12 protein-coding genes are annotated in these 12,535 nt (G+C 40.5%); 6 read left to right on the top strand and 6 right to left on the bottom strand.

All coding sequences use genetic code 11. The features are described from left to right. Nucleotides 1–70: 70 nt before the first annotated feature. The gene (locus tag PDL71_RS13565; protein WP_407521955.1) at nt 71–1,054 is read left to right on the top strand and encodes a helix-turn-helix transcriptional regulator; all 984 of its coding nucleotides are present in this window, start codon (nt 71–73) and stop codon (nt 1,052–1,054) included. A gap of 366 nt (nt 1,055–1,420) precedes the next feature. After that, nucleotides 1,421–2,779 carry a sensor histidine kinase gene (locus PDL71_RS13560; RefSeq protein ID WP_407521953.1) on the top strand — a complete coding sequence of 453 codons (1,359 nt, stop codon included), beginning with the start codon at nt 1,421–1,423 and terminating at the stop codon, nt 2,777–2,779. Between the two features lie 115 nt (nt 2,780–2,894). Here the strand turns inward: PDL71_RS13560 and hxpB are convergent, their stop codons facing one another. Together hxpB and PDL71_RS13550 are read right to left on the bottom strand one after the other, a co-directional pair. Beyond that, nucleotides 2,895–3,551, bottom strand: coding sequence for a hexitol phosphatase HxpB (gene hxpB, locus PDL71_RS13555; RefSeq protein WP_407521951.1), 657 nt, complete (start codon nt 3,549–3,551; stop codon nt 2,895–2,897). A gap of 44 nt (nt 3,552–3,595) precedes the next feature. Then, a complete protein-coding gene (locus PDL71_RS13550; RefSeq protein WP_407521949.1) occupies nt 3,596–4,336 on the bottom strand; it encodes an SIMPL domain-containing protein in 741 nt (246 codons plus the stop codon). Nucleotides 4,337–4,433: 97 nt separating this feature from the next. On the opposite strand from PDL71_RS13550, the gene PDL71_RS13545 reads away from it, so the two are divergent. The 3 genes from PDL71_RS13545 (at nt 4,434) to PDL71_RS13535 (ending at nt 7,285) form a co-directional block, all read left to right on the top strand. Next, nucleotides 4,434–5,204, top strand: a complete 771-nt coding sequence (locus PDL71_RS13545) for a lysophospholipid acyltransferase family protein (protein ID WP_407521947.1) — start codon at nt 4,434–4,436, stop codon at nt 5,202–5,204. Further along, nucleotides 5,204–6,364: a carboxypeptidase-like regulatory domain-containing protein gene (locus PDL71_RS13540; protein WP_407521945.1), complete on the top strand. Its 1,161-nt coding sequence runs from the start codon at nt 5,204–5,206 to the stop codon at nt 6,362–6,364. The genes PDL71_RS13545 and PDL71_RS13540 overlap by 1 nt, the downstream gene beginning before the upstream one ends. 78 nt (nt 6,365–6,442) lie before the next feature. Then, the gene (locus PDL71_RS13535; RefSeq protein ID WP_407521943.1) at nt 6,443–7,285 is read left to right on the top strand and encodes a hypothetical protein; all 843 of its coding nucleotides are present in this window, start codon (nt 6,443–6,445) and stop codon (nt 7,283–7,285) included. Nucleotide 7,286: 1 nt separating this feature from the next. Here PDL71_RS13535 and PDL71_RS13530 read toward each other — a convergent pair whose 3' ends face one another. The 4 genes from PDL71_RS13530 to PDL71_RS13515 form a co-directional block, all read right to left on the bottom strand. Then, a complete protein-coding gene (locus PDL71_RS13530) occupies nt 7,287–7,802 on the bottom strand; it encodes an acyl-CoA thioesterase (protein ID WP_407521941.1) in 516 nt (171 codons plus the stop codon). 304 nt (nt 7,803–8,106) lie between these two features. After that, nucleotides 8,107–9,156 carry a tRNA preQ1(34) S-adenosylmethionine ribosyltransferase-isomerase QueA gene (gene queA / locus PDL71_RS13525; RefSeq protein ID WP_407521939.1) on the bottom strand — a complete coding sequence of 350 codons (1,050 nt, stop codon included), beginning with the start codon at nt 9,154–9,156 and terminating at the stop codon, nt 8,107–8,109. Nucleotides 9,157–9,410: 254 nt separating this feature from the next. Continuing rightward, a complete protein-coding gene (locus PDL71_RS13520; protein ID WP_407521937.1) occupies nt 9,411–11,192 on the bottom strand; it encodes an ABC transporter ATP-binding protein in 1,782 nt (593 codons plus the stop codon). Beyond that, nucleotides 11,192–11,968 carry an AMP nucleosidase gene (locus PDL71_RS13515; RefSeq protein WP_407521935.1) on the bottom strand — a complete coding sequence of 259 codons (777 nt, stop codon included), beginning with the start codon at nt 11,966–11,968 and terminating at the stop codon, nt 11,192–11,194. The genes PDL71_RS13520 and PDL71_RS13515 overlap by 1 nt, the downstream gene beginning before the upstream one ends. A gap of 46 nt (nt 11,969–12,014) precedes the next feature. On the opposite strand from PDL71_RS13515, the gene PDL71_RS13510 reads away from it, so the two are divergent. Then, nucleotides 12,015–12,452 carry a type I restriction enzyme HsdR N-terminal domain-containing protein gene (locus PDL71_RS13510; RefSeq protein ID WP_407521933.1) on the top strand — a complete coding sequence of 146 codons (438 nt, stop codon included), beginning with the start codon at nt 12,015–12,017 and terminating at the stop codon, nt 12,450–12,452. Nucleotides 12,453–12,535 lie beyond the last annotated feature (83 nt).

Here is a 12,535-nt window from a genome sequence, read left to right as displayed (position 1 = left end):
TTTTGATAAACATTCTTATAAGGGGTGATTACCTGTAATTAATAACAGGAATTATTGTTTATATTACAATATGATCTACTTTGAATACACACCTGATTCTTACCTGAACCTGCTGCAGGCCTATGCCAGGAAATTCAATACAGAGCTGGTTCACAACAGCATCATTATTCCGGAAGCAAATGGAAAAGGCGATCTGCATTATGTACAAACATTTGATGGGGCAGAGGCCATCATATCAGACTATGTGCTGAATGAAATATTGCTGATACGACGATTGCCTTCAAACAAAACCAACTATATCATCGTATTTAACAGCAATGATAAAATGCGGATCAACATCAGCAACGATGATAATAAATCCTATGCACATGAAAACAGTCCTTTCGCTTTTCTCGGCACTTCGCTTACTGAATATGCTGCAATGGTTCCTGCAGAAACATATATACGCAATATCATCATTTCATTGCCATCTCACTGGGTTGCGGGTTTGCTGAGCATAGACAATGAAAATGCATTATTAAACAGGTATCTTGAATTTACATTCACCCATAAACAGTTTTTGCCTTTAGATGAGAACCTGAAACTGCTTTTTACAGAAGTGCTGGATCTTGAAAAAAAGGATCCGTTATTTCAGATTAAAATGAATGCAGGCATTACCAATCTTATTTCGCAATTCCTGATGACCCTGGGTCAGATCATTAATGAGCAAAGAGTAATTGACTCCGCTACATTACCGCAGGATGATATTGAACGGTTACAGAAAGTAGAACGACTTATCATTCAAAGCTTAGACAGTGATGATGCCCCCGATATAGACCAACTAGCCAAAGAAGTGGCGATGAGCGCCAGCACCCTGCAACGAAAGTTTAAGAAACTGTATAACCAGGGTATTTATGAATACTATCAAAACTACCGGTTAGAAGAAGCACGCCGTATGTTACTTGTAAAACAAGTGCCTGTACAGGAAGTAGCTTACACTCTTGGTTTTAAAGACCCCGGCCATTTTTCCCGCTCATATAAAAAGAAGTTTGGATTTACTCCCAGCCAAACTTAAACTCCAATCAGCTTGTAGAATTTTTTCGACTGGTTTTTTGCTGAAATGCTTTGCATGAACGATTCCGCAAACCATTGCAAAAATCAGCTTTTGAAGCTTCTTATTAAAGTATATTCTGCTGAAAGGCTTATGCAGTAAGGGTTTCAGCAAGGAACTCTTTTTCGGAATCGCATTTCCACAAGGCTTTATTTATAATCACCTGAAATTGAATGTATAGTACAAGTCTTTGATGCTCTTGTACAAGGCAATGGATAGTTGCATAACTAACTTTGCAGTCGCAATTTTTAAAATTGCTACCCGCTTTAGAATTCCAACGGCGAGAGATGACAAAGGTGCCTCAAATGGCACCTTCTTTTAAAAAGACTTATGACTCCTGTAAATAAAATATTTTCGATTGGCCTGCACGAAGAAATGTCGCATTCTGAAAAGCAACGAACGGTTGCTTTTAATTACCTCTACCTTTTCATGTTTGTTTTTACAGCAATCCGCTTAGTTTATATTTCTGCGGCGCCTGTTGTGCATTATAATAAAATGATTCAATGGGTAAATGCAGTTCCGGTAGCGGTATCTGTTTTATTTATGCTGCTTCAATATTACAGGAAACAGAATACTGCTATCCTTTTGGCTTTTTTACTCTTGCCTCCCATGGTGGTAACGGCTTCTTATTTTACCGGTGATAACGCATTACAGTTGATGATGCTTATTCTTCCTGTTCTTATTTTCTTTTTTCTCAATCGTTTTATTTATATCCTGCTCAGTTATTTGTATGTAGCTGCATGGTACTCGTTATTTTTTTTAATCAGCGAAAGTATTTTTGACCTGGCCATTAACCGTTCGGCCGATCGTACATTAACCATATTAGATTTTATTGGTGCTTTGTTTATGTTGTTCTTTACTCTGTACGCCGTAAAATACCAGGTGTGGAGTTATGAAAAATATGTCCTGAAAAAGAACCGGGAGCTCCGTACCCTTAATAATGCGAAAGACAGAATCTTCGCCATTGTTTCGCATGATCTGCAGGCACCATTGATCGGGATGGATCGTTTGTTTCAGCAGATGATCTCAAAAAAATCTGACACTGAAGAAGTGATGCGTTTGTTACCCGAGATGACGGGAGAAATCAGTAATACGCTGGGTTTACTTACAAACCTGCTTAACTGGAGTAAAACACAATTGACAGAAATCAAGGCGGTGCCTCAACAGGTGAATCTGCATCAGTTGGTTGAAGATTCCATTCAACAACTAAACGGAATGACTTATTCCAAAAACATCGTAATTGAAAATAAAGCACAGCATCAGTTGAATGTGCAGGCAGATGCGGTAATGCTGAATATCATTCTGCGGAATCTTTGTATGAATGCAATCAAGTTTTCAAAGCCGGGCTCTGAAATTATAGTGTATGCATTCCGTAAAAATCACAAAGCAATACTTGGTGTAAAAGATAACGGCACCGGAATGAGTAATGAAATACAAACCTCTTTACTGCAAACCTTTCATCACTCTACAAGAGGCACCGCAAACGAACAAGGTTTTGGTTTGGGACTGATGATTTGTAAAAATCTCACCGAACTTAATAACGGCCAGCTTCGTTTTGTGAGTAAGGAAGGTGTGGGCAGTGATTTCTGGATTGAACTTCCTTCAATAGTTGATGCTTCCCAATCACCAAAAACGTGTACTGAAATAAATGAACCAGTCGATTTAGCACGGGTAGTAAACTTTACTTAGTGCATAAAACTATTGTCTATGGAAACCGTTCGTTGCAGTAAAACTGTTCTTTTTGCTTACCTCTTTTTCCGGGTACAGTTATTGCATCGCTGCCCAAAATCTACCGTAAAACCTATTAAAGCTGTTCCAGTAAGTGGCTGTTTACATCTTCCAGTGAGGCAAGAATGTGATCAGCCGCTTTCCATTTAGGATGTGTATAATCAACAGCAGCCGGCACTACTATACATTTCATACGGGCTGCTTTAGCCGCAATCATACCATTAAAAGAATCTTCAAACGCCACACAACTAACAGGGGATACCTGTAAGGCATCTGCACAATTCATATACACCTGCGGGTTAGGTTTGCCAAATGGTAAATGCTCGGCTGATGTAATAGCGTCGAATGTATTTTGAAGCGAGAGCTTTTCCAGTACCACTCTCACCAGTGAAAGGGGAGAGGAGGTAGCCAGCCCCAACGTAAGATTGTGTTGCCGGCATAAACTAATGGCATGTGCTACTCCCGGCATCGGTTCTGCATGTTCGTCAATCAGGGCAATTGCTTTATCAATAATGGTAGTAACGGCAGCCGGTGCATGCTGCATATCAATTTGAAAATGATGAAACCAATGCTCAATCCATTCTTCTGTACGTAAACCGGTAGAGGAATGATATTGTTCTGCCGTTAATTCCTTACCAAATTCCAGCAAGGTGGCTTTGCCTGCTTCCTGCCATAGAGGTTCGCTGTCAATGAGCAGACCGTCCATATCAAAAATGACTGCTTTCAGTTTCATAAACGCAAACTTGAATCAAGCGAATCAGTTTTCCAAAAATGATTTTATTGGAGGGCGTAGATTATGCTTACCTGGAATTGTAATCTCATTCTTTTAAAATCAATTCCTGCATCCTGCCCGTCTCCATTAAATCTACCGCCAACGTAACCCTGACTTTTTAATGCGGTATTTGACATTTTGTTTTGAGAACCTGTTTGATACAACGATGCTTCATCGGGTTCATTAATTGTAATTGCCTGCCCCAGTTTTTCATTCACTGCTTCAGTTAAGTAAATGCCTTTTTCTTTCGCCGCTTTTACTGCAGCAATCTTTAATTGTTTTCTATACTCTGTCATTTTACTGTGCCATGTTTTTACGATTCTAAAATTGGAAGTAGCTTCATCATTGAGTTTACTTACCAGGTCATCCATTTTTTTGGAGCTGCTGAATTTGATTTGATAGGAGATGGTTGCAAATAGGTTGGGGTCTCTCTTTTTTCTGCGCCACCAGTCAGCGCTGTTCATACCTTCGTAAGATGCAATAGTAATGAGAGAATCTGCAATGCCCACCTCTTTGCATATTTCAAGAAATTCTGTTTTAATCACTTCAATATCTACTTTTTCGTCACCCCTTTTTTTGTATTCTCTCAAATCCACCTGCACATAAATTTCATCCGGTATAATTTCCATTTCGGAAGTGCCCGTAACTGTAATCGTTTTAGGAAAAGGATTGCAAACGGGTTGTTGTTGTGCATACAGATAATTTAACGTAATAATGGCCACACAGAATAAGGTTAACTGTTTCATTTTTAATAGTTTTGGGGTGATAAAAAGGGTGAAAAAATAACAACTCATATGTTACGAAATTGTTATCTTGCCCACCTGTTTCAAAAAACCACACTGTATGTCAACATTTACGGAAAGGGTTAAAACCCTGAATCTGGGGCGTCGTGTTATTTACTTTGTGCTGGGTTTCTTTACATACCCCGGTATTGCCCTGGTAAATCGCCTGCGTGTAAACGGAGCAGAACATCTCAAACAACTTCCGAAACGTAATGTTCTTTTTGTAAGCAATCATCAGACTTATTTTGCGGATGTAATTACGTTTCTGCATATTTTTTTCGCCGCCAAATGGGGTAAGTACAAAGGCTTGGGTATTCCTTACTACCTGCTCAACCCCATGACCAATATTTATTTTGTAGCCGCAGCAGAAACCATGAAAGATACATGGCTCACCCGTTTGTTTGCCAAGGCAGGTGCTATCACGGTAAAACGTACCTGGAGGGCTGAAGGTAAAGAAGTACAACGTGGTTTGGACCCCGCTGACACCCGTAAAATTGCAAGAGCACTCGATACCAGTTGGGTGATTACATTCCCACAAGGAACTACTAAGCCTTTTGCACCCGGCCGCAAGGGAACAGCTTATATCATCAAGCAAAACCAGCCGATTGTAGTACCGATTGTTATCAATGGCTTCTGGCGTGCGTTCAATAAAAAAGGATTAAAGTTTAAGAAGAAAGGAAGTTTTCTTTCTGTTACCATTAAAGAACCATTGGAAATAGACTACAACGCACCTGTTGAAACCATCCTTGACCAGGTGATGGATTCCATTGAGCAAAGTAAAAAGTACATGTTGAAGGGGAAGCATCATTTAATGTCAATCGTTGACAAGTAATGAATCCGCTTCAACGATTCCTGCTTCTTATTTCATTACTGTTTTCTACAGCGGCACTTTCTCAAATTTATACAATCAAAGGCAGGGTTGTTGATGCCTCCACACGAACTGCACTCAGTAAAGCAACGGTGTATATTAACAACAGCACACGTGGCACCATTGCTGATGACAGTGGTTATTTTTCTTTTCCTCCTTTGCCTGCAGGTACCTATGAAGTGGTAGCTTCTTTTGTAGGCTACAAAACCCTGGTGGTTCCGGTTAAACTTACTACTGCTGATTTTAAAATTGATATTGCCTTACAATTACAGCAGAAAGAATTACGGGAAGTATTAATCCTTACGAATGCCACGAGGTTACGGTACATGGATTTATTCCGTAAAAATGTACTGGGATTTACTTATGATGCCGGCCGTTGTGTTATTAAAAATCCGGAAGCTATTCAGTTTATACAGGGCAAGGCTAAGAACGATGTATTGGCTTATGCTGATGAGCCGCTTGAAATAGAAAACCCGGTGCTGGGGTATACTGTTTATTTTACAATCGCAGAAGTTTACTTTAATACGGGTACTACTGATTCATATTTTTTTGGATACACCCGTTATGCAGATTGGATGGACAACGATGTTGCCAATAAGAAATGGCTTCGTAACAGGCGAAATGTTTACCTGGGCAGCTCTCTGCATTTTTTCAGGAGTCTTGTTAAAAAAGAATTACAGAAACAGGGTTTTGCCATTCAAACAGTTGCATCCGGTCTTGCAGCACGAACGGAAAACCAGGTTCAGGTCCAAACGAATGGCACAGATGCTACAGTGTCAACCATGTGTTTTTCTGGAAGCACTGTCATGAAATCAATTGCAGAGGACAGCCTTTTAAAAGACGCCGGCGCAGAATCCTATAAGGTTTTTGAATTTTTACTTCCTCAGCAGGTGTATATAAAATATAGCCGTAACACCGAACTCAAATTGCAAATGGCCCGTATTATGACCTTGCCGGGGCAGCCGGAAAGCGGTACTATGAGCGGACTTCGTTTAAAGAAAAGTCCGGTACTGGTAGATTACAGAGGCATCTTACTTTATCCCATGAATGTATACTTTGATGGTATCTGGGCTTATGAACGCCTCGCCAACATGCTTCCGGAAGATTACGAGCCGGGAAAATGATTGTGGATTATGTTTTTTTCGCAGTATGTAATATGATAATATTTTAATCGTTAGATATAAGTAATTAGCTTACTTATCATGAAATACTGCTTATTTGTTGCGATTTATGTTCTAAGCTCTTGTCAGGCAAATGAGATTTTTTTAAGAGATCTAAACGAATCATTAATTAAAGCCTCCGCTGATTTCAAGAAAAATGCTCAATATCAAACCCTTGATTTTGAAGAAAAGGGAAGAGATCCCATTACTGCCATTAAAGTTAAAGAGTACTTACCTGCGGTCAGAGCAATTAATAACGAAACAAAAGAAATTGAAAGTATTCTTGATTCAATGATTGCCAATAAGTATTCGATAAGTAAAGACAAGGCAAATCTTTTGTTTAGAAAAATCGGAGAATACAAATTCAGAGTCTTTAAGGCTGATGAGAGAGTTGAGAAGTTATTTAAAAATGATTTTGTAATCCTTGGTAAACAGGCTGACTCGTTAATTAGGAATGAGGCAGATTTATACAAAACTCTTACAACTAAAGAGAATTTAATAGAAAGAGAGGTTTTTCTTAATACAATAAAGAGTAACATCTGGTACAATACTTCACATGTATTGTATTTCCTTAGAACTACTTTTACATATCATATCCCGCATTATTATCCGGGGCCAGTATTGGGTTGTAACACTACTGTAGTTCAATCAGGCGATTCGATTAAGCTTTTTGCAGGAATAGGACATTTTGATTGGAACACTCCTTATTCAATAGCGTTAGATGGAAAGACTTTAACAAAAGCTGAAAAAGGAATGATTGAATATGATTTTGTTCCAAAAGGCAAACCCGGGAAATATAAACTTCCTGTGACGTTTCGATATATAAACCAAGATGGTAAAGAAATGATCTTTGATACAAAAATTGAATACAAAATTGTAAACTAAATCACTCCTTCACAAACAACGCCTTCAGCTCCGCCGCATCATCCGGTTTCATCTTGCCACCCAAGATCAAACGGATCTGACGGCGGCGTAATGCACCATCAAACAACTTCTGCTCTTCTTCGGTTTCAGGAATCAACCCGGGAACAGGTCTTGGCTTACGATTAGGATCCAAAGCCACAAACGTGTAATAAGCTTCATTGCTTTTATAACGGTACTGGCTCACTGTATCTTCACCCCACACTTTCATGTGCACTTCCATGGAGCTGTTAAAAGCACGTGTAACTTTTGCTTCTATATGCACCACATTTCCCAGCTTAATAGGATTCTCAAAAGAAATATTATCTACACTGGCAGTTACCACAGGTGAGTTGCAATGTTTACCTGCTGCTAAGGCAGAAGCAATATCCATCCAGTACATCAAGCGGCCACCCATCAGGTTGCCAAATACATTGGTATCGTTAGGGAGTACTAACTCCGTCATTACTATAAATGATTCTTTAGCTGTTTTACTTTGCATAAAATTAAACCTCACCCTCGTTCCCTCTCCAAAGGCGAGGGAGGCCGGGCATTTTGTTTTAGTTGAATAATGTACTAACACATCATCTGTACTTTGCCGGGCATCAATACCACTACGACGAATTGATAGTTAAGTGGCCTATACTGCTCATAGCACCGCTCCTTCTGCCTTTGGAGAAGGAGTTGGAGGATGAGGTTAGATGAATAAAGAACTGAACGTAAAAGTGTGCGACGCAAATACGCATCATAGCAGCACTTCAGTTGGTTACCAAAAAAATCCCTCTCGGCAGGAGAGGGATGAACTGTTATATTACCAGCATCGCATCTCCATAACTGAAGAAACGATACTTGTCTTTAATGGCTTTTTTATACGCTTCCATGGTTAAATCATAACCGGCAAAAGCACAGGTCATGATTAACAGACTTGTTTTAGGCAAGTGGAAGTTGGTAATGAGTGCATCAGCAATATTAAAACTATAAGGAGGATGAATAAAAATATTAGTCCATCCTTCACTGGGCTTTAATAATTGTTGTGCTGTAAAACTTGTTTCCAACGCACGCATAGTGGTAGTACCCACACTGCAGATACGATGACCACCTTCTTTTGCTTTGTTCACCGTTTTGCAGGCAAACTCATCAATCTTGTAATATTCAGCATCCATTTTATGCTTGCTCAGATCTTCCACTTCAATGGGGCGGAACGTACCAAGACCGGTATGTAAAGTCACTTCTGCAAAGCGGATACCTTTAATTTCCAAACGCTTGATCAACTCAGGAGAAAAGTGCATACCTGCCGTAGGGGCAGCCACCGCACCTTCATGTTTGGCAAACACGGTTTGATAACGCTCACGGTCTTCTTCATCCGGCTTACGCTTAATGTATTTAGGCAATGGCGTTTCACCCATGTTGTATAACACGGTGCGGAATTCTTCATCAGTGCCATCAAATAAAAACCGGATGGTACGGCCACGGCTGGTAGTGTTGTCAATTACTTCAGCAACCAGGTCTTCTGTATCACCAAAATATAATTTATTACCCACACGGATTTTACGGGCCGGGTCTACAATCACATCCCACAAACGGTTTTGTTTGTTGAGTTCACGAAGCAGAAACACTTCAATCTTGGCGCCTGTTTTTTCTTTGCGACCGTACATGCGTGCAGGAAACACTTTTGTATTGTTTACTACAAATGCATCCTTGTCGTCAAAGTAATCCATTACATCACGAAAGGTTTTGTTTTCAATCTGTCCTGTTTTGCGATGTACCACCATCAAACGGCTGTCTTCACGTTTTTTGGTTGGGTTTTGAGCGATGAGGTTGAGGGGTAAGTCGAACGTAAATTGTGAAAGCTTCATGTGCGTTTGTAAAGTTTTAGGATAACAGAGCACAAACGCTGGTACTTGGAGAGAAGTTCAAACCCCGTCTTACGGTACCGGGCTTGCACCTGTTATTTGAATGCGTGCAAAGGTAAGGGGAAAAGGTCAAAAGAAATGCACGTTGTTTCCACGAATGATGCGGCCACAAATGGGTGGAATTGACACGAAATAAAATACAATTTTTGTGGGGCCGGCGGTTGTACACACGAGGGGTCGTTTTTGCCACGCTCGTTTCATCGTTCCCTTACTAATGGGGCCGGAACAGTTCCTTTTTCTCTGCCGGGAATGGAGCGGAGCAGTTCTTTTGTGTATTCTTTTCTAGGCTCGTTATAAATTTCATGAGCAGTGCCCATTTCCTCAATCTGCCCTTTGTTCATCACAATAATGCGGTCGCTGATGTACTGCACCACAGCCAGGTCGTGGGAAATAAAGAGGGATGTGAACTGAAATTCTTTTTTGAGATCGTTAAGCAGGTTCAGCACCTGTGCCTGCACACTTACATCCAGTGCCGAAACGGATTCATCCCAAACGATGAAGGACGGGTTCAAAGCCAGTGCACGTGCAATCACCAGTCGTTGCCGTTGCCCCCCGCTGAACTCATGCGGGTAACGTTTGTAATGATCCGCTTTGAGGTTTACTTTTTCCAGCAACTCAATTACTTTTTCTTTTACCTCTTTTTGGTTGCCTGCAACACGGTGCACCAGCATGGGCTCTGCAATGGCACTACCGATGCTGAGGCGTGGATTGAGGGAAGAATAGGGATCCTGAAACACAATCTGCAAATCCTTACGGTATTGCTTAAAATGAGAGAGTGGAGTGTCCAGTATGTTTTGATGATTGAGAATAATTTTTCCGGATGTAGGTTCCATCAAACGCAATAAGGTTCTGCCCAGTGTTGTTTTGCCGCAACCACTTTCACCCACCAGGCCCAGCGTTTCGCCTTTGTAAATATCAAAACTTACATCGTTTACAGCTTTGATGAATTGTGTGGTTTTGCCAAACAATTTCTTTTGTGCAGGAAACCAAACGTTGAGATGTTGAACTGAAAGAAGTTTATGGTTTGTAGTTTGTTGTTTCTGGTTTAATTCAATTTCATTGCTGTTAATACTTACCTGCTTGAGGTTATTGGTGGGTTCATAATTTTCCATTTTCCACTTTCCATTTTCCACTTCCAGAAAATCACTCACCACCGGCAACCGCATTTCTTTGGTGTACAAAGAGGGGCGACAGGTAAGTAATGCTTTGGTGTAAGCATGTTGCGGATTGTTGAAAATTTCATTGACCGTTCCCTGCTCCACAATACTGCCTTTGTACAGCACTACAATTTTATCAGCCAGTTCCTGTACAACTCCCAAATCATGCGTGATGAATAAAATGCCCATACCGTTTTCCTGCTGCAATTCTTTCATGAGTTGCAGAATGGTTTTTTGCACGGTAACATCCAATGCGGTGGTAGGTTCATCAGCAATTAACAAAGAAGGATTGCAACTCATAGCCATGGCTATCATTACCCTTTGTTTTTGTCCGCCGCTCAGTTCATGCGGATAGCGGTGGATGATGGAGGATGGGTTGGGCAGTTTTACTTTTTCAAACAGTTCAATGGTTTTTTTTTGGGCCTCTGCTTTAGAAATTTTCTGGTGTAGTTGAATGGCTTCCATCACCTGCTCGCCACATTTAAAAACCGGGTTGAGAGAAGTCATCGGCTCCTGGAAGATCATGGCTATTTCATTGCCACGGATGGTTTGCATTTGCTGCGGTGTGGCTTTGAGTAAATCAAGTACGGCGCCGTTCTTTTGCTGAAACAAAATTTCACCGTTTGGATAAAGGGCGGGTGGTGATGGTAACAGACCAAGTACTGAAAGCGAAGTGATGGATTTACCGGAGCCGCTTTCGCCCACCACTGCTACTACTTCATTTTTACTGATGGAGAATGAAATAGTATGAACTGCTTTTTGCAATCCTTCATCTGATTGAAATGCTATGCTGAGGTTGTTTATTTGAAGCAGTTCATCCATTACTCTTCAAACTTCAGATGTTTCACCGTATGTCCGTTATTAATTAGTTGCTTGAGCGATTCAATGCCGATCTTGATGTGCCGCTCTACAAAATTGGTAGTTACCTGCTTATCACTTTCTTCTGTTTTAACACCTTCAGGCGTCATGGGGTTGTCACTCACTAATAACAAAGCGCCGGTAGGAATATGATTGTAAAAACCCACGGTAAAGATGGTTGCTGTTTCCATATCAATCGCCATCACACGGATTTTTTCAAGATAGTCTTTAAAATCTTCATCATGTTCCCACACTCTTCTGTTAGTTGTATAACAGGTACCGGTCCAGTAATCACAATCAAAATCACGGATGGATGTTGAAACTGCTTTTTGCAATGCAAAGGAAGGAAGTGCCGGCACTTCAGGCGGAAAATAATCACGGCTGGTACCTTCACCACGTATAGCAGCGATGGGAAGAATTAAATCGCCGATTTTGTTTTTGCGTTTCAATCCGCCGCACTTTCCTAAAAACAAAACACCTTTGGGACGGATGGCACTGAGCAAATCCATTACAGTAGCAGCAGTAGCGCTGCCCATACCAAAGTTGATAATGGTGATGCCATCAGCCGTGGCGCACTGCATGGGACGGTCTTCACCAAAGACCGGAACATTATTCCATTCTGCAAACAATTTCACATAGTTGCTGAAGTTGGTTAATAAAATATACTTGCCAAAATCAGTAAGCGGCATACCTGTATAACGGGGCAGCCAGTTGCGTACAATTTCTTCTTTCGTCTTCATACTTCATCTTTTTGAATTCTGCTAAAATAATCATTTACTTTGAAGCATGGTGAAAGTAGATTTTCCCAAGCCTGATTTTAAAATAAAAGAGGAAGCAGGCAAGGAGTTGATTTTTGATGACATACGTAAACAATGGGTACGGCTCTCGCCGGAAGAATGGGTGCGGCAGAATTTTATTCAATACCTGGTTCAAACAAAAAATTATCCTTCCGCTTTAATTGGTGTTGAGAAGGAAATCAATCTGGGCGAGTTAAAAAAACGGTTTGATATTCTTGTGTACGATAAAAATCATCAACCATGGATGATGATTGAATGTAAAGCCATGGAAGTAGAATTGACAGAAGAAGTTTTGCAACAGGTGTTACGGTACAATATTTCTGTTCCCGTTGCGTATTTAGTAATTACAAACGGAACTTATACGTACTGTTATCATTGTGTAAACGAACAACTTTACCTGCAGGAACAATTACCAGCACTGCAATAAATAAGAGTATGTTTCCTATAGACTCCCTTGCAATCAACAATATAATAAAGCCTTCTTCTGACGAACAGGTAGCTGTGCATTGA

Origin of the sequence: Lacibacter sp. MH-610 (genome assembly GCF_045780045.1) — a bacterium.
Taxonomy (GTDB): Bacteria; Bacteroidota; Bacteroidia; order Chitinophagales; family Chitinophagaceae; genus Lacibacter.
Note: the sequence above shows the minus strand (reverse complement) of the source record. Positions and strands in the feature narration are given on the sequence as shown.

What these genes read in the sequence shown, in the direction of transcription:
- PDL71_RS13565 (WP_407521955.1), top strand. Translation starts at nt 71, where the DNA reads ATGATCTACTTTGAATACACACCTGATTCTTACCTGAACCTGCTGCAG.
- PDL71_RS13560 (WP_407521953.1), top strand. Translation starts at nt 1,421, where the DNA reads ATGACTCCTGTAAATAAAATATTTTCGATTGGCCTGCACGAAGAAATG.
- hxpB (WP_407521951.1), bottom strand. Translation starts at nt 3,551, where the DNA reads ATGAAACTGAAAGCAGTCATTTTTGATATGGACGGTCTGCTCATTGAC.
- PDL71_RS13550 (WP_407521949.1), bottom strand. Translation starts at nt 4,336, where the DNA reads ATGAAACAGTTAACCTTATTCTGTGTGGCCATTATTACGTTAAATTAT.
- PDL71_RS13545 (WP_407521947.1), top strand. Translation starts at nt 4,434, where the DNA reads ATGTCAACATTTACGGAAAGGGTTAAAACCCTGAATCTGGGGCGTCGT.
- PDL71_RS13540 (WP_407521945.1), top strand. Translation starts at nt 5,204, where the DNA reads ATGAATCCGCTTCAACGATTCCTGCTTCTTATTTCATTACTGTTTTCT.
- PDL71_RS13535 (WP_407521943.1), top strand. Translation starts at nt 6,443, where the DNA reads ATGAAATACTGCTTATTTGTTGCGATTTATGTTCTAAGCTCTTGTCAG.
- PDL71_RS13530 (WP_407521941.1), bottom strand. Translation starts at nt 7,802, where the DNA reads ATGCAAAGTAAAACAGCTAAAGAATCATTTATAGTAATGACGGAGTTA.
- queA (WP_407521939.1), bottom strand. Translation starts at nt 9,156, where the DNA reads ATGAAGCTTTCACAATTTACGTTCGACTTACCCCTCAACCTCATCGCT.
- PDL71_RS13520 (WP_407521937.1), bottom strand. Translation starts at nt 11,192, where the DNA reads ATGGATGAACTGCTTCAAATAAACAACCTCAGCATAGCATTTCAATCA.
- PDL71_RS13515 (WP_407521935.1), bottom strand. Translation starts at nt 11,968, where the DNA reads ATGAAGACGAAAGAAGAAATTGTACGCAACTGGCTGCCCCGTTATACA.
- PDL71_RS13510 (WP_407521933.1), top strand. Translation starts at nt 12,015, where the DNA reads ATGGTGAAAGTAGATTTTCCCAAGCCTGATTTTAAAATAAAAGAGGAA.